The following is a 24,847-nucleotide window of genomic DNA, read 5'->3' on the forward strand; positions in this document are numbered from 1 at the left end:
GAATTAAAGAGAAACTTGGATGGCTAAGTCCAGTGCAATACAGACTTAGTCTTCAGGCTGCATAAAAATAGCGAGGCAGCCGAAACTGTCTCGCTAATAAAGTCTAACTTTAAGGGGTCACCTCATTATTTGTTGGTGCTCTTATAGCTATTGGTTATATAATGGTCCAATACCCCTAGAGGTGTTGGACCATCTTTTTATGGGATAGGAAAGCTTGTCTTGCTAGCCCAGGAATGAATTTTAATAGGGATAAAGCCACTTCACTTCCGAATAAAAAAGACTAAGGAATGGCCTTTGCAATAGATGGTTAATCTTTCTCACTTATCTATATAGAGAGTTCCATAATTTTATAGGTTAAAAATAATTTAAATCTATTGTTTCCATTGTTTAGGTCCATACCAGATATTTCAGATATCTTAGTTATTCGATGGACCATGGTATTTCTATGGATAAAAAGTTTCTTGGCCGTTAAGGTCACATTTCCACTATTTAAAAGATATTCATATAAAGTATGATAATAATCAGTACCATTTAATTTATCGTGCTCTACTATTTTATTTATGCTTGGATGGCAGAAATCCTTTAGGTTTAAATCCTTGGCCATAAGTGTTAAAAGATCATAAATATAAAGGTCGTCATACTCAAATAGATAATTTTTTCTTTTAAGAAATTTCCCGAGTCTCAATGCATTTTCAGACTGGATATAGTATTTTTTTATCTCCATTATATTATGAAATATAAGGCTTAAACCCGCAATAAGATTATTTTCCTTTAAAATATTTATAAGTTTTATCTTTATATTCTGCAATTGTTGATGGTTCTCAGTATTTAATAGGATGATTATCTGCTCATTATGATAAACAGATTTGCATGAAGGAAGAAGACTCTCAAAGGACCATCGCAAGTGTTCTACAAGATGAGCGTTGATATTATTTTCAGGCATGCTCACTACAGCGACTAAAAAATTCCTATAAGGTTCACTGAAGAGGGACTCTGACCTTTCCTCTGCCATCTTGTAATTTCCGATCCTTTCATCAAGCAGATCTACGATTAAGTATTCATGCATTACCCCTGTACGATTCTCATATAATTTGTTCTTTTTCATTTCTGAAGATATAACATCACAAAGCAGGCCTGCAATGTTAATATCCTCCTCTTTAAATTTCTGATTATTTTCTAGAATACAAATATATCCAATAATTTTATCTTTGATTAATATTTTACCCACTATCCTTCGAAGATTTTTAATAAAAACAGAATCGATAATAATAGGCAGCGGATTTGCCGTAATCTTTTCCACAAAACCCTCACTAATATAGGGGGAAAAATATTTATGTGAACCATATCCAAGGCTGATCAGCTCATCCCAAATAGAGTCATGTACATTTGTATTGGTTGAAGAAGCAAGAAGTTTAGAGGAAGCATCTATTAAAAATACTGGGTTCCCTAATATTTCTGAACCAACCTGTACGATGTACTTTAGTCCTTTCCCTTTTATTAGGGAGTTTAACAGTACAGCAGAGCTATCTATAAGCTTTCGATTTAAACTAAATATATTTTGGACATCATCAAAAAGTTTGAATACATTAGTTTCAGCAGGAAGCACTGCTATATTCACATGAAATAGTGAAGCATCAAAAGTATCATCTTTTATAAGGATCAGTCCAATATCTTTATAGGTATACATTTTATCCGGTAGCATAGATACCTTTCCGATATATATAATATTTTTATCTAGATTCATTTCATGACTGTATATGAATTTTACTTCTTTATAGGATATATCTGAATGCTGGTTGAGAAATATGTCTATTTTATACGCAGACAGTTTTGATAGGATATTATCAAATCTAAGCTCCATGATGATCACCTCAACAATAGTATAGTACAAAAAGCACAATATTGCATAGTCAGAATCGTTATTTTTAACAATGATTCCTGTTCTATATTCGTGATACAATATTGCTAGTTTATTAATTAACATATAATATAAAGTATACTTTATCTATTTAAAAACAACTTGGCCCCTGGCAAAAGGAAAAATAATAATGAAGGAGTGGTATTTATGAAAATTCTGCAACCTGGAAAGATTTCCAATTTAGAACTTAGAAACAGGGTAATATTTGCACCTATGGGTTATAATGAGGGGTTTAGTATAGAAGGTCATGATTATTTTGTTGAACGTGCAAAGGGTGGGGCTGGATTAATTATCATCCCTATTTTTGCTTCAGAGGCAGTGGAGTTAAGTGGAGAAAGTGCCTTTTTAAATGAAGAATCCTTTGACGATTTTGTAAAGATTGTAGAGGATATTCATTCCAATGGGGCAAAAGTATGTACACAGATAGTGCCTGGCTATGGGGCAATATCCACAGATTCAAAAAACTATGATGTTCCTGTATCTGCTTCAGCTGTACCTTCTATCTATAATCCCAGTATTATATGTCATGAACTTACAGTAGAGGAGATAAGGGCAATACAGGATGGTTTCCGTGAAACAGTAAAACTTACTAAAAAATCTGGCGTTGATGCTATTGAAATACACGCCTATGGCGGATATCTTACTGACCAGTTCTTAAGCGCTGTTTGGAACAAGCGTACAGATGGATATGGCGGAGATGTAAAGGCTAGAGCTCGCTTCCTATTGGAGCTTATAGAGATTGTTAAAGATGAATGTGGAGAGGACTATCCACTAATTGTAAAATACTGCCCAGATCACTACATGGACAGTGAAGGTTACCGTACGATAGAAGAGGGGATTGAATTATCCAAGCTTCTTGAAGATGCAGGGGTACATCTTTTGCATGTGGATGCAGGAAGTCATGGCATGCGTTGGTATATAGCTATGCCTCCAATATATCAGCAAGAACAGATATATCAACTAAAGGCTTCTGAAGCCATTAAAAGAGCTGTTTCTATCCCAGTTGCAGCCAACGGAAAACTCGGTGATGTAGAAAAAGCTGAAACAGCTCTCGAACAGGATAAGCTGGACTTTCTGGTAATTGGTCGTGGATTGCTTGCAGACCCCTATCTTCCAATGAAGTTAGCTGAAGGTCGTCCTGAAGATATCGCTCCCTGTATTGGCTGTAATGAAAATTGTATAGGGCGGGTATCTGCTGGTGATCATATTTCCTGTACTGTAAACCCAACTGTAGGACGGGAAGCAGAATTGGAGCTGAAAGCTTCAAAGTCACCAAAGAAAATATTGGTCATAGGTGGAGGTCCTGGCGGTATGTCAGCTGCCATCGATGCGGTAAAGATGGGTCATCATGTTGAGCTATGGGAGAAATCTACTCGACTAGGAGGCATGCTTACATCGGCAGGTCGTCCAAGTTTTAAGCTGGAGATAAACTACCTTATTGATTATTATCGCACACAGCTTTTGAAGCTAGGCGTAAAAGTGAAATACAGTACCACAGCAACCGCTGAATCAGTAATGAAATCAGGTGCAGATGCAGTGATTGTTGCTACGGGAAGCAAACCCCTGGTACCCAAGAACATTCCAGGTATAGAGGGAAGCAATGTGGTAACGGGTATAGATGCGATGTTGGATAGGTGTACTTTAGGTACTAACCTTGCAGTAATAGGAGGTGGCCTTGTGGGCTGCGAGACATCCTTACACCTAACTCCAAGGGGCAAGAAGATTAATCTTATTGAAATGCAGCCAAAGCTTCTCCCAGAGCCTATTTTTGCCATGAATGAAATGATGCTTGCAGGTATGATATACAGTGACAACAATATAACAGTCCATACTGGTACAAAGCTTCTGGCCATCAATGAAGAAAGCATAGAAGTAGAAAAGGATGGACAAAACCTCACTATACCTTGTGATACTGTGGTATTGACCATGGGACTTAAATCTGAAAACCATCTTGTAAAAGAGTTAAAAGGCAAAATCTCTGTATATGCTATAGGAGACTGCCAAGAACCAAGGAAAATAGCTGATGCAGTACTGGAAGCTCGTCGGACAGTCCTCTCTCTTTAATAGAGAAAAGGATAGTAATGCATAGCCGGCAGAGAAGATTATGATTATATGTGGTAGCTGTGGATTTTAGGTCTATGCATTAGGATAAAGTAAAGCAATATCATGAAGAAAAGAGTATTTCTTATTATGGTATTGGAGATACTCCAAAAATGAGAAAAGCCATTAAGGCTATTGCAGAAGCTATAGAAATATCTAGAGAAATCTAATACAAGTAAGGGGAGGGGGAAGCAATAACCCCCTCCCCTTACTTTTTATAAAATATCTAGATGGGGAAGGCCTGAATTATTTACTGTAAGGAAGGGATTATCCCATCCATTGCTTTTGTAAGTTCATCTACGGTGACAAATTTTTTCTTAGATATAATAATCCTCCTTTATTGGAGGAATCCACTAACCAATTTCAGAATACCACTTTTTGTGCAAGAGTAAAATCATCAAACACGAATTTACCCTTGCAATCATGAATTTAACTTTACATTTTACATTAAAATAGAAAGAAAGAGTTGAACCTCACGTTACGTCATGATATACGATGTTTTCAAGGAGGGAATTCATATGAAGAATAATTTATTAAAACTGCTAACGAAGGATAAGGAAGTTAGATTATATATTGTTGATACAACAGATATATTAGAGCATAGCAGTCTAAAAGAAATGGAAACAGATTTTGCAAAGGAGCTTTATACCAAAATATTTACCTGTTGTTGCTTATTGCGTGGTTTTTTAACAGAAAGAGATCAACGACTAGATGTAAGTATACGATTTAAACCAGAAGGACATTCTGTTTATTGTAATATAGATGGAGAGGGCAATATTCATTGTACATTTTCTTCTAAACTCAGAATATTTAATGGAGAATTTAAGGACTTGGTAGGAAAAGGGACCACCTTTTCCATTAGTAGGGGAAGCTGGATGGGAGGAATGTTTACTGGAACTATAGAGCTAGATTCTGATTCAGTAGAACTTTGCTTTTCAGATTTTTACTCTAGGAGTGAGCAGGTAGAAACAATATTTAGAATTTGGGTATCCAATAAAAGAGTAAGAGGTTGCATGATACAGCCTCTACCTTTTGCTCAAAGCAATAACTTAAAATATGTAATAGATAGCATTGATAGCAATCAGGTCTTTTTAAGTGCTGAAGAGCTCAAAGAGTTACCCAATAAGGTCTTTTCCTATGCCCGGGTAATAGAAGAATATAAAATAAAAATAGAATGTAATTGCTCAAAGGAAATGTTTTTTGGTCTTCTAATGTCCGTTGAGATGGAAGAATTAAAACAAGCTATTCAAAGGAATAAAAAGGAAGAAGTAGAATGTGGAATATGTGGCAGTAAGTATTTGTTTAATAAAGACGATTTAAAAGCAATCGTTAAAATGAAAGAGGGGGTGTAAATTGAGTAAGTATATAAAGATTGGTGATTTAGCCAGTATGACAGGAATAACAGTCAGAACCCTACATTATTATGATGAAATAGGTTTGCTAAAGCCCGCCCAAATTACTGAAAAAGGTCATAGACTATATAATATGCAAAGTATTACAGAAATATATCGGATCATGGCAATGAAGGATATGGGTTTTAATCTTGATGAAATAAAGGATTTGATGAAATCAAAGGACATTAACGTGCTTAATCTAGTTGAAATACAAATTTCCAATGTACAGGAGGAAATTGCACAAAAACAGTTACTTTTTAGCAAGTTACTCACATTAAAGCAAAAACTTAAAGATAGTCACAACCTATCCTTGGAGGATTTTCAAGCAATGCTTCCATTTATTAATTCATCAGCGGATAAATATTTCACCAAGGAACAATTTGATAAACTAAAGGATTGCTTAGAGGACTATAATTCGGGAAAAGACACTTCTTCAGAATGGTTTAATTTCATTTCTAAATTGACCTATTGTTATAAAAATAAATTGTCTAAGTCAGATAAAAGGACAAAAGAGTGTGTGGATTATTGGAATGATTTCACAAACAATCTAATAGGAAAAGATGAACAAATAAAAAATTCAGTTTTTGCTTTTCATGCTTCCCAAAGCAATAGACAGTTAAGGTATGGACTAACTGATGAATTGTATATGTATTTAATGGGTTTGATGGAAGAATGAATAGCAAAACTAAATCAAGTCTATAATGCCCTTGATAGAGGGTTAGAAAATTAATTCCGTCCCAAGATAAATTTATAATGTATTGAAATTAGGAGCCCTGGAATGCATTATTTTTTGACCTTAGTAATAATTATAGTTTAACGGTCAATAAAAATTTAACTTGGTGAGGGGATTAAGTATGAAAAAAAAGTTATATGCTATTTTAGCAGTAGCCATTGTGCTCATATCACTTCTTATACTCATACCAAATGATGTGGAGGTAAATAAAAACATAGAAATCGATATACCTGACGTTTCGGGTACTGTTAACAATTTGCCCTGGGCGGATAATGATAAATTCTTAAAAGCACAAAAAGAAAATGGTACGCACGTTTTAATGGCAGCCTATTGTACTGTTTTTAACGATGCATCACCTAGTGAAGAATTTAATGTTCATTTGGCTGCAAACTCCATTGCAGGAATTGTAATTGAACCAAATGAAGTATTTTCACAAAACAGTGCAATTGGACCATACGATGAAGAAAAAGGATATAAGGCTGGCCAATCCTATATTGGTTCTGAGACAACAGACACTGTTGGAGGTGGTGTTTGTAAGGTTGCAACCACATTATATAATGCTTCAGTATATAGCAATTTAGAAATAGTAGAAAGATATAATCACTTCATGCCTGTATCCTATGTTCCCTATGGACAGGATGCAACGGTATCCTATGGTTCAAAAGATTTTAAATTCAAGAACAACACTGAATTTCCGATATTTATTTGGGCAGAGGGTATAGGAAATAGACTTTATATATCGTTATATGGGAAAGAAAAACCTCCGAGTGTGGAATGGAATCATAAAATTTTAAACAGAATTCAGGCTTCTAAAGTTTATAAAACAAACCCCAATTTGGCAAAAGGGGAAGAACGAGTTCGGGTTGAAGGTATGGAAGGCGCCTCTGTGGAATCATGGGTTACAATAACCAATTCTGATGGAAAAACAAAAGCTAAACATATGGGGATTAGTCAATACTGGCCAATGTCCCATGTAGTAGAAAGAAATAAATAAATCTCCCAATAAAGCCCCTAGATTCTATTATATGATATGGGGGATTTTTTTTGAGAAATATCCCCTTACCATTTATCCACCATAAATTTTTAAAACCCCATTTTAAAATGTTATACTACAGCCCACCCACTAATAGTAATAGATATCAGGGGGGATATGATGAACAGGGATTGGTTAAAGATTTCATTCATATATGTGGGTACGGTAATAGGGGCAGGTTTTGCTTCAGGGAGGGAAATAGTTGAATTCTTTGGAGTATATGGATTAAAAGGAGTTATAGGAATAACAGTATCGGGGATATTATTTTCTTTATTAGGGAGTTTACTTCTTTTAAAAATATATAACAATAAAATAGAAGGATTTGACGGTTTGGTCTACGGAATATTTGGTGAAAAGTTGGGAAAAGTTTTGGATGCTATAATGATAGTTTCTCTATATACTGGATTTAGTATAATGATTTCTGGAAGTGGTGCTATATTTAAGGAAGAATTAGGAATGTCCTTTGATTTTGGAATAGTTTTAACGGTAATCCTATCTTTTTTGGTATTTTTATTTCAGCTAGAGGGCTTTTCTCTCGTTAATTCTGTATTAGTACCGCTACTTGTCCTAGGTATTGTGTTTACGTCTTTTTATTTAACCATGAGGGGAGGATATAATTTCCATAGCATTAATGGAATTAATCTAACTCATAAGGGGAATTTTTTTACCTCCTCGCTCTTATACGTGGGTTCAAATTCCCTGATTATTATCACAGTATTCTCATCACTATTTCCCTTAATGAATAGTAAGAAGACCGCTATACTTGGAGGTATGGTAGGAGGAGTGATATTATATATCTTGAGTTTATCTATATTATCACCTATGCTAATATATTATCGTGAAGTTGCATCAATGGACATTCCAATGCTTAAAATATCTAATTATATTGGTAACAGTTATAGAAAGTTTTATGCCATCATTCTTTGGATTGCCGTATTTACTACGGCAATAGCCAATGGTTCTAGTTTTATAAATAGGTTCTCCAATAGTAGATACAAAATGATTATGGCGATAACCTTCTGTATATCTTCCATCCCACTAGCCAAATTAGGTTTTTCTAAACTGATAGGCGTGATATACCCTATATTTGGATTAATAGGGTTTTTTATATTAATCTTTATATTGGTGGTATTATAGTAGGAAATGTTTAGAAGTTAATGAAATTGGACATAAAAGTGGGAAAATATGTATAATAAAAGAAATACATCTAAGGAGTGTGGATATTAGCTCTAAGATTAGAATGTATCAAAATTAGAAACTACCTATCAAAAATATATTTAAAGGGGGAGAACTTACAAGAGATTCAGTTGGTGCAAATTTTGCAACAATTGCTACCGACAGTAATACAAATTATTTCTATATGAGGAGGAAAAAATATGGAATTTTCGCCTGTGGGTGGCTTCGATGACATTATGTTCACCATCGTACCTATAATAATTGCTATAGGATTTGTCCTTGTATTTGGCACTATCATTGTACGATCTATACAAGGAGCCAAGCAATGGAAAAGAAATAATGAATCACCTGTTCTTACGGTTGATGCGACAGTGGTAACAAAACGAACAGATGTGCATCACCATCCTCACAATACAGGAACGGACAATATGCACCACATGTCATCTTCCACTACATATTATGCTACCTTTGAAGTGAACAGTGGAGATCGTTTAGAATTTCAAATCCGTGATACTGAATATGGAATGTTGGTGGAAAATGATAGAGGGAAACTAGCCTTTCAAGGTACACGCTATTTGGGATTTGAACGTACTAGAAGGTAGATGGTCAGGAGTACCACAGACTATGTACAAGCCCAGAAGTTAATGTGAACTACTCATTATGTTTATAATATACAGATGGTATACTATAAGAGAAGAATAAAATGTATTCATAAAAGCAAAAGGATGATAGGATGAAAAATCAAGTGAGTTTTAAAGTAAAATCAAAATTTATCAATAAATACAAAAATGGATACCCTCTTATAGATAAATCTGCAATTTTAAATATAGACACAAAGATGCGGGAAGGTTCCATAATAAATCTTGTGGACGAGAAGGGTCAATTCATTGCCAGAGGATATTACGGCAAGCAAAACAAGGGCATTGGTTGGGTGCTCACCAGGAAGAAACAAGAGGATATCAATTTAGAATTCTTTAAAAAGAAACTCATCATAGCCCTTAACAAAAGAACAAAATTTTTTCAAGACCCCTCTACCACTGCATTTAGAGTCTTTAATGGAGAAGGAGATGGAATAGGGGGCCTTATTATTGAATACTTTGATGGATACTATGTGATTCACTGGTATAGCAAAGGAGTATATAAGTTTAGAGATGAGGTTATAAACTCTCTAAAAAAGATTGTAGAATTTAAAGGAATTTACCAAAAGAAAAGATTTAGTGAAGATGGAAAATACATAGAGCAAGATGACTTTATCATGGGAGAAAGGGCAGCGACACCCCTTATCGTAAAGGAAAACGGTGTAAATCTGGCCATTTATTTAAATGAAGGTGCCATGGTAGGTGTATTTTTAGATCAAAGGGAAGTAAGAAAAAGAGTAAGAGATCAATATTCAAAAAATAAAAGCGTATTAAACACATTTTCCTATACAGGTGTGTTTTCAATATTTGCAGCTCTAGGGGGTGCAAAAACTACCACTAGCGTAGATCTTGCCAATAGAAGTCTCCCAAAGACCATAGAACAATTTAATATCAATTATATCGATGCTAAAACACAAGAAATTATTGTGGAAGATGTATTTAAATATTTTAAATATGCCCTAAGAAAAGAGTTGAAATTTGATTTTGTAATCCTGGATCCTCCTAGCTTTGCTACATCTAAAAATTTTAAATTTAGTGCAGAGAAAGACTATAAAAATCTTTTGAAACAGGCCATTTTAATTACAGAAGACAATGGAACTATATTAGCATCTACAAATTGTAGCAGTTTTAATATGGACAAATTTAAAGAGTTTATCCATGAAGCTTTTAAGGAGTCCTGTGTAGAATATAAAATTCTTGAAGAGCATACTCTCCCCCCAGATTTTAAAACCATGGAGGAGTTTAAAGAAGGGAATTATTTAAAGGTAGTATTTGTTAGAAAAATGCCCTGAAATATTTATCTCTGGAATGCTATTAATTCATATGCGTAGTGGACATGTTCCTGTCTACCGGACAAGTTGAGTGCGTGGTATTGATGTCTAAAACTAAGAAGTAATGTGTCTGGAAATCCTTATTTCAAGGGATTTGTTGTGCTTTTGAATTTTGAGAGACAAGTGAAAATGTCAAAATAATCCCTCCGTAGAAATATACCGGAAATATGGAACTTCGGATGGTTTAGGCTATGATTTAGTTGTCAAGGCAAGCGAGAGCCAAGTGAGTGTTTGGTTTGAATGTTAGGGGTATAGTTTAGGCTGTGGATTTGATAACGGGGAAATTGAGTGTAGGATTAGATATTAAGAAATTGGAGGGAGGAATCAATGGCACTTGAAAATTTGAAATCTTTAAAAGATGATATGGTCAGCAAGAATTGGACAATATGTAGCTTTATATTTAGTTACAAAGCAACCGAATATATTGTACTCGTAAAAAGGTTTGTTGGCGCAGAAAAAAGGGTAGATACATATGCTTTAGTAAAATTGCATTTTATGAAAGCGGATGACTTAGAGGACGATTTGCAAGTAGAGGCAAATTGTCGTGGTCTACTAATTGATTCAAAAGGTTTGCGCAAATATTTTGGAATAGAATATAAGGAAAATTTAGGAGACATTCTTCGTCAATTTACAGAGCGTTTGGGAAAAGTAATTCCGCTATCTGTTCCTGATAATATTTCACCATCCGAAAAAACCGCAATGGCTCGGTCGCTTAGTAAAAGTGATTCGAAAGACCCAAATATGATTTACTGTACAAAGGTAAAAAGAAACTCAAACGGTGGAAAACGAAGCGAATTTAATGCAGATAAAACAAAATTGTTACGCGCATCGTTATTTGAATATTTCCGTAATGATATAGGAATTAGCTTCTGTTATTCTAATGATAGGAGTAAAGAAAATGATGATGCTACAGTTCTAAAGAATTTTGGGAATAATAATTCCAAATAGAGACTCAGTAGGAATTTTAAATCGTGGTTAGATTGAATTTAATAGGAGGTTTAGATATGCAAAAAGTGATTGTGATTGGTAGCCCTGGCGCGGGAAAGAGCGAATTTGCACGCAAACTTAGAGACGCTATGAAGATTCCACTTTACTATTTGGATATGCTGTGGCATAAAACGGATAAAACAAATATCAGTAGAGATGAATTTGACCTAGAGTTAAATAAGATATTAAATCTGGACAAGTGGATTATTGATGGGAACTATCTTCGCACACTGGAAATTAGGTTAAAGGAATGTGACACTGTATTTCTCTTAGATTATCCACTCAATGTCTGCCTTGCAGGTGCTAAATCTCGTATTGGAAAAAAACGAGAGGATATGCCATGGATAGAAACAGAATTTGATGAAGAGTTCAAGCAATGGATTGAAGATTTTCCAGAAGATCAATTACCGCAAATATATGATTTGCTAAAAGAAAACAAGCAAAAGAATATTGTTATTTTCAAGTCAAGAGAAGAAGCGGATAAGTACTTGGAGTCTATATGAAGCTGCTAAGGGAATAAAACTATGATACCCATGCGTAGAGTTCTTTCAAATCCAACCATGTTGAGAGTACAATTCTGATGACGTATTGTAGTTGTGAGAGCAAAAGTTAGGGTTTGACTATAAGAGGTTGTGGTTTGAGGGCGAAAAAGGGGGCTAAAATCTGAGTGGAAATGCACAATTTTAGTCTCTTTTTCAGTGAAAAATACTGACGTAGAATCTGATTTTTTAGATACAGCCCCCAGAATGTCGTCGAAATCACTTTTTAGCAAAAACATCATGAAATAAAAGCATAACATAAAAACAGATAAAGTCCATGAAGTATCAGGATTATGGTGCCCCCAATTAGTAAATTCAGCTAAAGAAGGAACTCAAGTTCAAACCAAAATAATTTTTAATACCTTGGTGAAATTAAATATTCCAACACTTATATTTCTGAATAAAATAGACAGAAAGGGAGTATGTTTAGATGAGATTAATAACTGCAATCTCTATCCTATTTTTCATGGTTCTGCTCTAAAAAATATTGGAATTGATGAGCTGTTATTTGCCATTACAAACTATCTTCCCATAAATAATGATAATACTGCAGATAATTTGTCTGCATATGTTTATAAGATTGATAGGAATGAAGAATCTCGTAAGATTACCTTCTTAAGAGTATTTAGTGGAAATATAAAGACACGTCAAGAGGTGCATATAAATAGTACGGATGAAATACTTAAAATAAAAAGTCTGGAATCAATTATGAATGGAGAAATTGTTAAGGTGGATCAGGTTAATAGTGGGGATATTGCTCTTATTTCTAATGTTAATTCTCTTAAGATAGGTGACTTTATTGGTGAAAAATATGATGGTGCCTTAGATATAAAGATATCCCAACCAGCATTGAGGGCATCAATTCAACCTTATGATTTAAGCAAAAGAAGTAAACTGATAGAAGCATTACTTGAATTAACTGAAGAAGATCCATTCAGACTTTAGGAATTTAACACCCTATGTATTTTGGGAAGCCCTTCGAAAATCAGGAATTGAAATATTAGAACCTTATTTAAAATATACAGTTCAAGTTCCAAATGATTTTTGTGGAAGAATTATGAGTGATCTTAGGAAGATGAGGGCTTCTATTGTAGAGATAATAGCAAAAGGCGAAGATACAACTTTAACTGGAAAGATACCTGTTGATACATCAAAATCTTACCAAGCAGAATTACTTTCCTACTCAAATGGAAAGGGTATTTTTATTACTGAGCCTTGCGGTTATGATCTATATAATAATGAGCTGATAATTAATGATATTAGAAATAATGATAGTAACAAGGAAGGCTTAAGATATTTATTTCAGAAACAAGATGAAAGTTGAAACCTAGTCATTAAAATAAAAATGAGATGATTATCAGATCAAATTTTGTGATAAAAGTGTAAAGAAATAAGAGATATCAATTATACCCTGCCACCAAGAGAGGAATATCAACCGATGACATCTTTAGTATCACCTTAAGTCTGTTCGAATGATAATCACAATAATTACGTACAATTCATTTTTTAAAGGACATAGACCTCCATCGGCTATAATAAATTTTACTTTGGAGTATAAAGAGCATAATATAAAGATTGTGCAGGCGGATGATAATGTTGAAATGTATATTGAGAATAGCTTGAAAATGTGATAGATAACTATAGGGAAAGAAAAGCAAGTCCTTCGAAGACATTCTTGCCTCAGAGGGATTTGCTTTTCTTTTCTAAATTTTTAAAACACTAAACTATTTCTGGATTGGAAATGTAAATCATTAATCTGTATATTCTTAATTTAAACTTCAACACCAGCTAAAAAACCTTCTCTTGTTGCTTCAAGTGCATTTCTTGATTCTATTGCATCACCTATAATCTTGAGAGGTGCTTTACCTTCTAATTCTTGAGCAAGGGAATTGTTCGATTTCATACCTAAAGCTAAGACAATAGTATCCGCAGGAATATTTATTGTTTCTTGGCTTTTTTCAATCTGTACAGCATTGGAGTTGATGCTAGTAATTTTCGCATCTGTGATGACTTCTATATGATTTTCTTCTATATTTTTTAGGAGTAATACACGTCTAGTAAATTCTTCATCATTAGCAATGGTAGGCAACATTTCAACAATAGTCACTTCTTTACCTAATGAAGCAAGATAAAGAGCGGTTTCACATCCGATCATCCCTCCGCCTGCAATGACTACCTTTTGATTAGTCGATACTTTACTTAACAGTACATCTTCAGCATTAAGAACATTTTCACCATCTATACCAGAAATAGGTGGCTTATTAGGAGTAGCTCCTGTGGCAATAATGACTACATCTGGTTTTTCCTCATCGCATATGGCGGGTGTATACTTTGTATTTAATTGAATATCGACACCCAGTTTTTTTATTTGATTGCCCAGCCAAGATACAAAAGATGACATATCCCCTTTGGATGGAGGGATAGCCCCTGTAGCAAATTGCCCACCAAAATGGTCTGTTTGTTCATAAAGGGTCACTTTGTGACCAGCTAATGCAGCTGTCCTTGCTGCCTCTAGTCCAGCTGGTCCTGCGCCAACCACTGTTATATTTTTGGGTTGCTCTGTTTTCTTAAGTTCCTCTAAGTATTCATAACCTAAAGTTGGATTCACTAAACATCGTATGGGCTCATTTCTAAATAGAGTTTCTAGACAACCCTGTTGACATCCAATACAATGCCGAATATCATCATGCTGGCCTTTAGCAAATTTATTTGGTAGATCAGGATCAGCAAGAGAGGGCCTGCCCATGGCAATAAGATCAGCTTTTCCTGACAAAAGTATACTTTCGGCTAAGAAGGGGTCGTTGATTCGTCCCACAGTCATAACGGGAATGTTTACAACCTTTTTGACTTCTTCAGCGTAGTTCACAATCCACCCGGGTGTTATATTCATAGGAGGGATAATTGCCCATGTTGACTCATAGGTTCCTGCAGAAACATGTAGGGCATCAATACCTTGTTTTTCTAACTTTATGGCAATGGTTTTGGTTTCTTCAATAGTACGTCCACCAGGAACTTTCTCGTCTGCTGAAATTCGAAAACCGATCATGAAATCTGGACCACATTTTTCTCTGATATCTTTTATTATTTCTAGAGGAAAGCGTAAACGGTTTTCTAAGGAACCACCATATTCGTCGCAACGTTTATTTGAGTACTTTGACATAAATTGTGCAATTAAATAGCCGTGGGCACCATGGACTTCAACACCGTCAAAACCCGCTTTTTTTGCCCGTAGAGCTGTGTCGCCAAATTGTGAAACAATCTTTTTAATTTCTGGAATAGTTAATTCCCGTGGAATAGCTCCTAAAACAGGACAGGGTAAGGGGGAAGCTGAAACAGGTTGTTCTCCAATCACTGCTGGAGTAGTTTGCCTTCCACAATGATATATTTGGGCGATAATCTTAGATCCCTCCCTATGTACTCTCTCGGTCAACTCTGCATGGGATTGGATTTGCTCATCTTTCCATAATCCTGGAGTCCAAAATCCTCTTCCTAATGGATCTACCGCATAGTCTTCTACAATTATCGCGCCCCATCCGCCTTTAGCCTTTGTTTCATGATAAACAATAAAGCGCTCAGTGGCCATTCCATCAGGATCACAGTATACAGTTACCATAGGGGAGACAACTAACCTATTTTTGAGTTTAACATTTCCAATGGAAATAGGAGTAAAAATAGGACTTGCATTTAATGTTTTCATCATCATAACCTCCTTTGTTGATTTATATTGTAAAAACACTCAATATCCAAGGTTTTTGGAGAGGGCATTTTTACAAAAGGATGAAATTTTAATAATCAATATTACAACTATGGGTAACCGGCCGGTTACTTTAAGGGTATTATATCAAAGGGTGACTGGTGGGTCAATGATAAATTTTAAACAAATTTTCTGGCTAAAAGCCCTAGGGAAATCACTTAGTAAACAGAAAAATAATTTGAACTTATCCAAATTACTGTAGTGTAGTATAGAATCTTTTTGCAAAAGGATAGGGTGAAAGTTCTTCATGGAAATATAAATATTTGATATAATCGTACTGCATTGCCTTAATTATTTAGGTTGTAGCATGCATTGAAAATCGCTTATGATATCATAGAGGAATCAATAGTATTGGTTTTGCTAGTTGAATAAAAAATTTGCTTTGTATATAAGCTCTTTGCCTTGGAAAAATTGTGATTCAATGAGTACAATAGGTTAATATGACGTTTTAAAATAATAGAAATTAGGTGAATATATTATGGGGATATCAAAGGAAAGAAATAAAATGATAAGGGAGGAGCGTCGCAAACAGATACTTGATGCAGCTTTAATTTTATTTGATGAAAAAGGATATCGTAAGACCCGTGTTAGTGATATTGCAGATAGAATTGGTGTAAGTAAGGCTCTTGTGTTTAAATATTTTCCTAAAAAAATAGATATTTTTATAGCAATTACTGAATATATTGAGTCCTGTTTAGTAGAAGTCTTAAATGGTGCTACTCCCACAGATTCATTAAAAAATTTTGGTCTTAAACTTACTTCTACCACAAAAGATTATATACCACCCATGAGAATTTATATAGCTACTTTTATTAGAGGGGAACTTCCTGCTGAAATGAAAGAAAATTTTCTCCGAAATAATTTTTCTAGAAAATGGATAACTCCAATTGTTAAAAAAGGGCAAGAAATGGGAGAGTTTCGCCAAGGTGACCCACAAGAACTGGCAGATGCATTTTGGCTATATATGTTTGGTGTAGTTGCTAATTATATTCATAATAGAAATAGCGAAGACCATATGCCAGACATTGAAATCTCTCTTAGGATGTTAAAAGAGTAAATATATTTCTGAAAAGTATATGAGGATTTTTAGATGGTTTAGGATAGTTATCATATTACCCTTAAGATGATAACAGATGGGCAATGATGATCATTGATATTGGCGTTGTAGTAAACCACTATGACGAAGTGGTAAGGCTTGTTTTGGGTTTGAACAATTTGCATGTATACATTGACAACTCAGTATGGACGGGGATATGCTTTTTATATATAAGGATGAGAAGAATAGAAAGCCAAGTATGGGGAAGTAGGAGGAAAAAAGTATGAAAGAAAACAAATATGATAGCATTCAATTTTTTAATCAATACAAACAGATGCCACGTTCCATGGTTGGCCTTCAGGCTGCAGGTGAATGGCATGAACTTAAGAAAATGTTGCCGGATTTTAAAGGTAAGCGTGTTTTGGATCTGGGCTGTGGTTTTGGCTGGCACAGTCGCTATGCCCTTGAACAGGGGGCAAAATCCATAGTCGGTATAGATATTTCAGAAAGGATGCTGCAGGAGGCGAGAGAAAAAACCACCTCTCCATTGATTGAATATATTCATATGCCTGTTGAAGATATGGATTATCCCGAGAACTCTTTTGATGTTGTTGTCAGTTCACTGGTATTTCACTATATTGAGTCCTTTGAAAATATTTGCAAGAAGATAAGTCAATGTCTGGTGCAGGGTGGAGATTTTGTATTTTCAGTTGAACATCCGGTTTTTACCGCCCAAGGCAATCAGCAGTGGTATTGTGATGCAAAGGGGAATCTGTTGCATTGGCCTGTAGACCATTATTTTGAGGAAGGAGTACGACAGGCAGTCTTTCTAGGGGAGAAGGTTACTAAATATCATAGGACTCTCACTACTTATATAAATGCACTTATCCAGTGCGGTTTTGAGATCATCAAGCTGGTAGAACCTCAGCCAGCAGATCACCTTATGAATGAGCCTGGAATGAAAGAGGAATTGCGTCGCCCAATGATGCTATTGATATCAGCACGAAAAAAATAGAAGAATATATATTGACATTTAGGCTATGTAAAAGTTTATGAATATGTATTTGTAGGATTCTGGGTTAAGGGAGTTGGTAGAAAAGAAATTATGAACAAATCAGGTTATTTTAAATAAATAATAATAAAGATTTCAGACCAGTAAGTGTAATAGGGTTTTTCCAACTGGTTTTCATTAAAATATAGAATGGAAGGAGTGGTGCTTTATGTTGAATAATAGAATTGTGGATATTGTGGTAAATCGGGAGGTGTATACAGAATAATTGAGTATAAACCTCCCAAAGGGCATAATATAATATGAAACTTTAGGAGGAAGAAAATTGAGTAAAATAAATATGGAAAATATCGGACTTAGCCAAAGATTTATAAATGAGTCTACTTTATATGAGGGACTTTATATTGGGAGAGTAATTTCTCAATACAAAAGCTTATACAAGGTTATAACAGAAAATGGGGAATTAAATGCAGAGATTTCAGGGAAGTTTCGCTTTGATGTCAAAACAGTATCGGATTATCCTGGAGTAGGTGATTTCGTCATGATTGACCGAAATGACGATAGAGGGGGAAATGCGATTATTCATCATGTTCTTACAAGAAAAAGTGTTTTTGTCAGAAAAGCGGCGGGGACATCTAATGATGAACAAGTTGTCGCCTCCAATATTGATACGGTTTTTATCTGTATGTCCCTTAACCATGATTTTAATATCCGTAGAATGGAGCGTTACCTAGGGATTGCGTGGAACAGCGGGGCAAATCCTGTTATAGTACTTACTAAATCTGATTTATGTAATAATCTCTCTGAGAAATTGATAGAGTTGGATACCATTGCTATGGGAGTAGAGGTTATTGTCACCTCAAGTATGAATGAGGAGGATTATTCTCCTATTAAAAGCTATATTGGCAGAGGGAAAACCATTGCATTTATAGGTTCCTCAGGTGTTGGAAAATCTACCTTGATCAATAGGCTCATGGGAGAACATATTATTGAAACAAATGAAATAAGAAAGGATGACAAGGGCAAGCATACTACCACTAGACGGGAGATGTTTATTCTTCCAGATAACGGCGTCGTTATTGATACGCCTGGAATGAGAGAGGTTGCAATTGAAAATGCGGATTTATCAAAAGCCTTTGCTGATATTGATGAATTATCAAGGAAATGCAAATTTAGCGATTGTAGCCATACTAATGAGCCAAACTGTGCAGTACAAGAGGCTATGAGTTCTGGTTTGTTGTCAAAGGACAGATTTGAAAGCTATTTAAAACTAAAAAAAGAAATGAAGTATGAGGGCCTGAATTCCAGACAAATTGAAAATCAAAAACTAAATGAAATGTTCAAAGATGTAGGCGGGATGAAGAGTGGGCGTAAGGTCATAAAAGAAAAAGCCAAATTGAAGCATAAAACCTTTGACCGGAAGAGGACTTTTTAGTAAAAGTAAAAGAATTTGTTCAATCCAGGAAAATAAGGGTTAAAATGCATCCTGAGTTTAAATTCAATATAGTAGAAATAGAGGAGGTAATTCATGTTCAAAGAGAAAATTATTGAGGAAATGAAAGAGGTTTTTAAAGAAATTCCCTTTGGCATAGAGCATACTCTCAAGGTTTTGCAAAATGCAGAAGATATAATGAAAGAGGAAAATATCCCAGAGGAAGAAAAAGAATTAATTCGTATTGTTGCTATACTCCATGATATTGGTGCGGTTGAAGCACAAAAAAAGTATGGCTCAATTGATGGTGTTTATCAGGAGAAAGCAGGCCCTAAAGTGGCACGGGAGATACTTCATAAGGTGGGGTATCATAAAAACATAGATCGAATATGTTATATTATTGGCAACCATCATACTCCTTCTAAAATTGATGGTCTTGATTTTCAAATACAATGGGAAGCAGATTTGCTTGAAAACTTGACGGCTATGGATAAACAAAAGGATCAGCAGAAAATAAAAAAATGTATAGAAGATAATTTTAAAACAGTTGCAGGAAAAAGGATTGCTTACGATGGTTTTATTTTGGATTAGAAAGGATGATATATCAGGAGAAAAATATGTCGTGGACTGCCCTTCTTTTTATGATAGGAACAGCTGGATTAGTTAAATTCCGACTTGCTACGTTTGGGGTAAGAGTTTGTAAAATTTGCTTTCAGCAGCGTCAAAAACTCGCTTTGCTCAAACACTTGACTTAAAACGCTTCCAGCTACATTAACAAACTCTAAACCCTTACACTACGTCAAGTCTCCATTTAACTAATCCAGCTGACCTGCAAACAGTGCGTTATAAAAAGGCTTGTCATCCTGAACGTTAACGAAGGATCTTAGACCCAAAAGACAAACATAAGATGCTTTGTTTCCTTCAGCATGACAGTCACTTTTTACGACGCACTATTTATGTGTCAGCTGGGGGAGTTAAATGGAGATTTTGCTTTGTGAAGAGACTTAGAGTTTGTTAATGAAGCTATATAGGGGCTTTAAGTCAAGTGTCTGAGCGTAGCGAGTTTTTGACGCTACCTATATAGCGAATTTACAAACTCTTGGGCTCAAACATGAGCAAATCGGAATTTAACTCCCCCAGCGGCTGAGATTAATGGATAGGGGCATGCTTACGACGTATTTTTCTTATTATATGCAGGAAAGATTGATAACACAAAGTAGAGGATGATCATGAAAGTACGTATCAAAAAAGAAAAGGATAAAAGAATTGTCAGTTGGAGAATAGGAACTAATTTTATAGGGAAAGGAGTCATTATTGATTAATGGCTCCTTTCCCTATGTGTACCATAGAGAAGAACTTGGTGGTAAAGAATCATAATGAATTAGTGGCTATGTTTTAATGATTTTATTTTGGCTATGGCGATGGCCATTGAAGTCAGTATTGTTATAAATAATAAAACAACAATTTGTAGATTTATTTTTTCCGTAACTAAGAGTTCATATCCCCATGAGGCAGGAAAAATCATACCAATGTATTGCATTGCCTTAGGAAGCATATCGCTAGGGAACATAATTCCCGACAGCATAACCGATGGTAAGAATACCAATTGAGAAAACATAGTAAGCTTTGATGCATTTTTTATAAAAAGTCCCAGTAATGTGCCGATACAAAGACTTGCGGAGATAAACAGGGATAAAAAGCCGAAATATAATAAAGTATTTTGGGGCAATTCAGCTTGAAATACGAGGGGTGCTGTAAGATATATAACCATGCTCATCATCATTAGGTGAATAAAAGCGGAGATATAATTGCTTACTGTAGCGACCCAAAGAGGAATACCGCCCACCCTATAGGATTTTTTAATATCGCTGGCATAAATCTCAACAAGGGGATGGGGGGTGCCAATCATTGCCCCCATTGTTACTCCAAATACAGTCATGGATTGTATTAGGGTTTTATGGGCATCTGGTATGATTGATGTAAAAATATTTCCCATGAAAAAGAAGAATAATAGGGGGACAAGATAGTATGTGACTACAATGTCTTTGTTCCTGAAATCCAGCTTCCACTGAAGCATTGCATGATATAAAAAAGCATTCATTCTTTAACCCTCCTTGCAATATCCATAAACCGTTTTTCTAGATTATCCTGTTGTGTTTTAATATCTAAAATGGATACCGATTGAGCGATGGCAAGCTGTGAAATCTCCACTAAACAATCGGCAAGATTTTCTGTTTTAAATAAGGAGTAATTTTCTTGTGTCCCCATATAAGTACAACTATTGAGTTTTTCAATCACAATATCTGATGAAAAACTAACCTGTAGTAGATTTATTCTGTGTTTGCTTAAAATCAACTCCTGGGTTGTGCCAATAAAGGCAATTTCGCCATCCTTGAGTATGGCAATACCATCACAGAGTTGCTCTACTTCCGTCATATCATGACTTGCCAGTAAAATGGTTTTGCCCTGGTCTTTTAGACAGTTTATTTCTTCATGGAGTTGGACTCTAGCCTCTACATCAAGTCCCGCTGTTGGCTCATCAAGGAAAAGAATATCAGGATTTCCAATCATAGAAAGGGCTAGGTGCAATCGACGTTTTTGTCCCGTTGACAACTCTTTGTATTGTTTGTTTTTTAGTTGGTCAATACCCAGTCTGTTTAAATATTCGGCATCCACCTTACAGCCATTCCACTTTGAAAAAAGTCGAATAGCTTCTATAACCTTGATATTTCCTTGTAATGAGGAGGATTGAAGCTGAACACCTATCTTTCCCTTTATTTGTATTTCTCCTTCATCGTAGCACCGTATGCCTTCCAATATTTCAAGTGTTGTTGTTTTTCCTGCCCCGTTTACGCCAAGTAAAGCAAAGCTCTCTCCTTGATTGACTGAAAAAGATATGCCCTTGAGTACGGTATTTGTACCATAGCTTTTTTGAAGATTTTTTACAGTGATCGCTTTCATTTTACTCCTCCATTTCTGGTGTGGAAATATCTTGTTGAGCGAAGTAGTAAGACAATGCCTGTTCAATATAATCATCTATCTCTTGCTGTTTTGCTGCCATTTCCTTATCCCAATGGGTCTTGTCGTTATTGAACTCCATGAGTTTTGGGATAAGGCTCATATCCCCACCGGTAAACTTCATAATCATATCCCACCATTCACTGGCAAGTGCAATACTTTTTGCACTGTTGGGTGGCTCATTTTCTCTTTTGAGCTTCACCCCTTTATCTAAAATATGTTGATAAGAGTCTGCAATTTCCAAACCTAATTCTGGTTGAGTGGTGAAGTGCTCCTTGATATGGTTTGAAATGGTGTCGTCAAATAGTTTCCACACCCAGTATTTCTTATTCCCTGATTTTAACAGCATTACAATATCAGCATATTTATCAAAATCAACCTGCTCAATTTTTAAAACCTCATTATGCAAAGCTTTGATTGATTTTAATGCAGACTCCAATGAATGAATTTGCTGTTGCACCAATTCCCCTTGTCTTTCTAAGATATTTGCCACCTCTTCGGGGCTATCCAATTTAAAAAGCATATTTTTAATCTCCTTCAAAGAAAAACCAAGATATTTAAAGGAAAGAATCTGGTGTAGCTTTACAATATCTTTTTTAGAATAGAGCCTTCGACCACCTTCACTGGTAGAAGAAGGCTTTAACAATCCTTCTTTATCATAATATTGCAGGGTACGCACTGTAATATCCATTGCTTTTGCAAGTTCACCTACGGTAAACAAATCTTTTTTCTTTGAGGAAATCATTTCCACCACCTCCAACTATAGTATAGTATATTACGTAACGTCATAAACAAGTATTTTTTAAAAAAATATAAAATTTCGGTAATTCTACAACAACTACTTAAATATTCATAAAAAATTAAGTCTCAATTAAGAGCAGATAGGTAACAATGCTTAGATGGATATGCAAATAGAAGGCATCAGGTCTCTAAATAAAATTTAATTATAGTATTTAAGTACCTAATATAGATTTGTATTGTAGGAGGATTGAGAAGATGACAGTACCTAAAATAAAGGGATAATTGTAAGTCTTTTGATTGGGATAGGGCTTGAGCACATAACAAAATTGTGAAGAGTATAAAATAAGGGGGGAATAATAAAATCTTTTATTATTCCCCCCTTATTTTATACTCTTGCAGGATCTCTATGATAGACAAATTCTCCATCTATCATAGTTTTCTCAACTTTAATGTTTTTTATCTTAGACGCTTCCACAGTAAATATGTCTGTATCCAATACAATTAAGTCAGCCACATAGCCTGGTTTTAATCTTCCTTTAAACTCCTCTTTAAACTCATTAAAGGCGCTACCCATTGTATAAATATCGATAACATCTTCAAGCTCCATTTTCTCATTGGGAAGGAAGCCATCTGTAGGGGTTCCATCTATTCTTTGTCTTGTTACCGCACAATAAATATTAGGGAAGGGGTTACAATCCTCTACGGGAGAATCTGTTCCAAAACTTAGTGGTGCTCCTAATTTATGCAAAGTATTACAGGCATAAGAAGTACGAGCTAAATCTTTTCCAACCCGATCTTCAACAATTTGAATATCATAGTCTAAGAAAATAGGTTGGAACATAATAGGAATATTTAATTTAGCAATTCTCTGTAATTGATCCCTTCTAGTAATTTGACAGTGGACAATTCCGTGGCGAAGGGGATTAAGGCCATTGTTCATGGTCTTCTCATAGGCATTTATAACGCTTTCTATAGCGCCATCTCCAATAGCGTGTGTGACTACTCTTATTCCATTTTCTGTTGCTAGATCACATAACTCCTGTAATTGCTCATCACTTAGGGCTGCCACACCTTTAACGCCAGAGGCATCTTTGTAGTCATCTAGCATTAGAGCAGTTCTAGCTCCTAAAGAACCGTCTTTAAATAACTTTAATGCACCTTTAGACAAGAATTTCTCATCATATTGTCCTGTTTTGTGTTCTGTTTGTAAGTAAGCTTTGAAATCATTTATATCTTGAAAATTAAATTGGTGACTGTATCTTAATTTGGTTTTTTTGTTATCATAAATATTATGAATGATTCTAAACATAGTTTCAAAGTGGCTATTCATTATGTCACATGATTGTACAGAGGTTATTCCAACACTTAAAGCATAGTGAGCAGCTTTTAAAAACTCTTCCTCCCTATCATTATCATTTTTTTCAGAAAGAAGGGATTGGATTAGGCCAATAGCATTTTCGTTAAATATACCATTTGGCTTTCCATCACTTCCAAGTTCAATAGTACCACCGTCTACAGTCGTCTTTTCGTCTACGCCTACGATTTCTAAGGCCTTACTATTTCCAACTGAAACGTGACCACATACTCGATTAAATACAATGGGAATTTCTGTAGATATTTTATCTAAATCAAATTTATTTAATAGACGTTTTTCACCAGAAGTGAAATAGTCTTGATTCCATCCCCTTCCATTTAAAACTGTTATTTCTGGGTTTTGGGCTATGAAATTTTTACCCAGCTGGATAATTCCATCTATTGATCGAGCAGATGTTAGATTACAGGAAGTCATAGCGTCGCCCACCGTGGTAATGTGTAAATGACTATCATTAAAGCCCGGCAAGACTGTTTTACCTTGAAGGTCTATAATATGATCCGCTTTATTTTGCAAGATTTCTTCATTACTACCCACTTGTTTAATAATACCATCTTCAATAAAAATTGCCTCTTGGAAGTTATTTTTCTCAATATAAATTTTAGCATTTTGTAAAATAGTTTTCATAAAATCATC

19 protein-coding genes and 1 pseudogene are annotated in these 24,847 nt (G+C 35.1%); 14 read left to right on the plus strand and 6 right to left on the minus strand.

Going from position 1 to position 24,847, the window contains the following annotated elements; translation table 11 throughout:
• Positions 1–325 precede the first annotated feature (325 nt).
• Positions 326–1,984: a PucR family transcriptional regulator gene (locus tag NSA47_RS12585; protein ID WP_257532533.1), complete on the minus strand. Its 1,659-nt coding sequence runs from the start codon at positions 1,982–1,984 to the stop codon at positions 326–328.
• 81 nt (positions 1,985–2,065) lie between these two features.
• Between NSA47_RS12585 and NSA47_RS12590 the strand changes: the two genes are divergently transcribed.
• The 10 genes and pseudogenes from NSA47_RS12590 to NSA47_RS12635 form a co-directional block, all read left to right on the plus strand.
• Positions 2,066–3,982: an NAD(P)/FAD-dependent oxidoreductase gene (locus NSA47_RS12590; protein ID WP_257532534.1), complete on the plus strand. Its 1,917-nt coding sequence runs from the start codon at positions 2,066–2,068 to the stop codon at positions 3,980–3,982.
• Positions 3,983–4,536: 554 nt separating this feature from the next.
• On the plus strand, positions 4,537–5,370 hold the full coding sequence (locus tag NSA47_RS12595) for an Hsp33 family molecular chaperone HslO (RefSeq protein WP_257532535.1): 834 nt from the start codon (positions 4,537–4,539) through the stop codon (positions 5,368–5,370).
• Between the two features lies 1 nt (position 5,371).
• Complete coding sequence (locus NSA47_RS12600; protein WP_257532536.1) at positions 5,372–6,088, plus strand: MerR family transcriptional regulator; 717 nt, start codon at positions 5,372–5,374, stop codon at positions 6,086–6,088.
• A 178-nt stretch (positions 6,089–6,266) separates the two neighbouring features.
• Positions 6,267–7,139 (plus strand): VanW family protein, encoded by an 873-nt coding sequence (locus tag NSA47_RS12605; protein ID WP_257532537.1) that lies wholly within the window; start codon positions 6,267–6,269, stop codon positions 7,137–7,139.
• 159 nt (positions 7,140–7,298) lie between these two features.
• A complete protein-coding gene (locus tag NSA47_RS12610; RefSeq protein WP_257532538.1) occupies positions 7,299–8,315 on the plus strand; it encodes a YkvI family membrane protein in 1,017 nt (338 codons plus the stop codon).
• A 239-nt stretch (positions 8,316–8,554) separates the two neighbouring features.
• Positions 8,555–8,956 carry a DUF2500 domain-containing protein gene (locus NSA47_RS12615; RefSeq protein WP_257532539.1) on the plus strand — a complete coding sequence of 134 codons (402 nt, stop codon included), beginning with the start codon at positions 8,555–8,557 and terminating at the stop codon, positions 8,954–8,956.
• Between the two features lie 131 nt (positions 8,957–9,087).
• The gene (locus NSA47_RS12620; protein ID WP_257532540.1) at positions 9,088–10,284 is read left to right on the plus strand and encodes a class I SAM-dependent rRNA methyltransferase; all 1,197 of its coding nucleotides are present in this window, start codon (positions 9,088–9,090) and stop codon (positions 10,282–10,284) included.
• Between the two features lie 366 nt (positions 10,285–10,650).
• Complete coding sequence (locus tag NSA47_RS12625; protein ID WP_257532541.1) at positions 10,651–11,271, plus strand: DUF6037 family protein; 621 nt, start codon at positions 10,651–10,653, stop codon at positions 11,269–11,271.
• 56 nt (positions 11,272–11,327) lie between these two features.
• Positions 11,328–11,813 (plus strand): P-loop NTPase family protein, encoded by a 486-nt coding sequence (locus NSA47_RS12630; protein WP_257532542.1) that lies wholly within the window; start codon positions 11,328–11,330, stop codon positions 11,811–11,813.
• A 342-nt stretch (positions 11,814–12,155) separates the two neighbouring features.
• A pseudogene (locus tag NSA47_RS12635) lies at positions 12,156–13,173 on the plus strand (EF-Tu/IF-2/RF-3 family GTPase); the annotation flags it as partial.
• 447 nt (positions 13,174–13,620) lie between these two features.
• Here the strand turns inward: NSA47_RS12635 and NSA47_RS12640 are convergent.
• Positions 13,621–15,546 carry an oxidoreductase gene (locus tag NSA47_RS12640; RefSeq protein ID WP_257532543.1) on the minus strand — a complete coding sequence of 642 codons (1,926 nt, stop codon included), beginning with the start codon at positions 15,544–15,546 and terminating at the stop codon, positions 13,621–13,623.
• 535 nt (positions 15,547–16,081) lie between these two features.
• Between NSA47_RS12640 and NSA47_RS12645 the strand changes: the two genes are divergently transcribed.
• From NSA47_RS12645 to NSA47_RS12660, 4 genes are all read left to right on the plus strand, one after another.
• The gene (locus NSA47_RS12645) at positions 16,082–16,660 is read left to right on the plus strand and encodes a TetR/AcrR family transcriptional regulator (RefSeq protein WP_257532544.1); all 579 of its coding nucleotides are present in this window, start codon (positions 16,082–16,084) and stop codon (positions 16,658–16,660) included.
• 262 nt (positions 16,661–16,922) lie between these two features.
• Positions 16,923–17,654 (plus strand): class I SAM-dependent methyltransferase, encoded by a 732-nt coding sequence (locus NSA47_RS12650; RefSeq protein WP_257532545.1) that lies wholly within the window; start codon positions 16,923–16,925, stop codon positions 17,652–17,654.
• A gap of 319 nt (positions 17,655–17,973) precedes the next feature.
• Positions 17,974–19,083 (plus strand): ribosome small subunit-dependent GTPase A, encoded by a 1,110-nt coding sequence (gene rsgA, locus NSA47_RS12655; RefSeq protein ID WP_257532546.1) that lies wholly within the window; start codon positions 17,974–17,976, stop codon positions 19,081–19,083.
• A 93-nt stretch (positions 19,084–19,176) separates the two neighbouring features.
• Positions 19,177–19,671: an HD domain-containing protein gene (locus NSA47_RS12660; RefSeq protein ID WP_257532547.1), complete on the plus strand. Its 495-nt coding sequence runs from the start codon at positions 19,177–19,179 to the stop codon at positions 19,669–19,671.
• Between the two features lie 790 nt (positions 19,672–20,461).
• Here the strand turns inward: NSA47_RS12660 and NSA47_RS12665 are convergent.
• The 4 genes from NSA47_RS12665 to NSA47_RS12680 form a co-directional block, all read right to left on the minus strand.
• Positions 20,462–21,181 carry an ABC transporter permease gene (locus NSA47_RS12665; RefSeq protein WP_257532548.1) on the minus strand — a complete coding sequence of 240 codons (720 nt, stop codon included), beginning with the start codon at positions 21,179–21,181 and terminating at the stop codon, positions 20,462–20,464.
• Positions 21,178–22,041 carry an ABC transporter ATP-binding protein gene (locus NSA47_RS12670; RefSeq protein WP_257532549.1) on the minus strand — a complete coding sequence of 288 codons (864 nt, stop codon included), beginning with the start codon at positions 22,039–22,041 and terminating at the stop codon, positions 21,178–21,180. Before NSA47_RS12670 ends, NSA47_RS12665 begins: the two co-directional genes overlap by 4 nt.
• A 1-nt stretch (position 22,042) precedes the next feature.
• Positions 22,043–22,843, minus strand: a complete 801-nt coding sequence (locus tag NSA47_RS12675; protein ID WP_257532550.1) for a MerR family transcriptional regulator — start codon at positions 22,841–22,843, stop codon at positions 22,043–22,045.
• Between the two features lie 381 nt (positions 22,844–23,224).
• Entirely contained in the window at positions 23,225–24,838 is a 1,614-nt protein-coding gene (locus NSA47_RS12680; protein WP_257532551.1) for an amidohydrolase, read from the minus strand.
• Positions 24,839–24,847 lie beyond the last annotated feature (9 nt).

The sequence above is a fragment of the Irregularibacter muris genome (genome assembly GCF_024622505.1).
Lineage (GTDB): Bacteria > Bacillota > Clostridia > Eubacteriales > Garciellaceae > Irregularibacter > Irregularibacter muris.

Bases quoted from the DNA above. Each gene is read 5' to 3' on its own strand.
- NSA47_RS12585 (WP_257532533.1), bottom strand. From the start codon at position 1,984: ATGTTAATTAATAAACTAGCAATATTGTATCACGAATATAGAACAGGA.
- NSA47_RS12590 (WP_257532534.1), top strand. From the start codon at position 2,066: ATGAAAATTCTGCAACCTGGAAAGATTTCCAATTTAGAACTTAGAAAC.
- NSA47_RS12595 (WP_257532535.1), top strand. From the start codon at position 4,537: ATGAAGAATAATTTATTAAAACTGCTAACGAAGGATAAGGAAGTTAGA.
- NSA47_RS12605 (WP_257532537.1), top strand. From the start codon at position 6,267: ATGAAAAAAAAGTTATATGCTATTTTAGCAGTAGCCATTGTGCTCATA.
- NSA47_RS12610 (WP_257532538.1), top strand. From the start codon at position 7,299: ATGAACAGGGATTGGTTAAAGATTTCATTCATATATGTGGGTACGGTA.
- NSA47_RS12615 (WP_257532539.1), top strand. From the start codon at position 8,555: ATGGAATTTTCGCCTGTGGGTGGCTTCGATGACATTATGTTCACCATC.
- NSA47_RS12620 (WP_257532540.1), top strand. From the start codon at position 9,088: ATGAAAAATCAAGTGAGTTTTAAAGTAAAATCAAAATTTATCAATAAA.
- NSA47_RS12625 (WP_257532541.1), top strand. From the start codon at position 10,651: ATGGCACTTGAAAATTTGAAATCTTTAAAAGATGATATGGTCAGCAAG.
- NSA47_RS12630 (WP_257532542.1), top strand. From the start codon at position 11,328: ATGCAAAAAGTGATTGTGATTGGTAGCCCTGGCGCGGGAAAGAGCGAA.
- NSA47_RS12640 (WP_257532543.1), bottom strand. From the start codon at position 15,546: ATGAAAACATTAAATGCAAGTCCTATTTTTACTCCTATTTCCATTGGA.
- NSA47_RS12645 (WP_257532544.1), top strand. From the start codon at position 16,082: ATGGGGATATCAAAGGAAAGAAATAAAATGATAAGGGAGGAGCGTCGC.
- NSA47_RS12650 (WP_257532545.1), top strand. From the start codon at position 16,923: ATGAAAGAAAACAAATATGATAGCATTCAATTTTTTAATCAATACAAA.
- NSA47_RS12660 (WP_257532547.1), top strand. From the start codon at position 19,177: ATGTTCAAAGAGAAAATTATTGAGGAAATGAAAGAGGTTTTTAAAGAA.
- NSA47_RS12665 (WP_257532548.1), bottom strand. From the start codon at position 21,181: ATGAATGCTTTTTTATATCATGCAATGCTTCAGTGGAAGCTGGATTTC.
- NSA47_RS12670 (WP_257532549.1), bottom strand. From the start codon at position 22,041: ATGAAAGCGATCACTGTAAAAAATCTTCAAAAAAGCTATGGTACAAAT.
- NSA47_RS12675 (WP_257532550.1), bottom strand. From the start codon at position 22,843: ATGATTTCCTCAAAGAAAAAAGATTTGTTTACCGTAGGTGAACTTGCA.
- NSA47_RS12680 (WP_257532551.1), bottom strand. From the start codon at position 24,838: ATGAAAACTATTTTACAAAATGCTAAAATTTATATTGAGAAAAATAAC.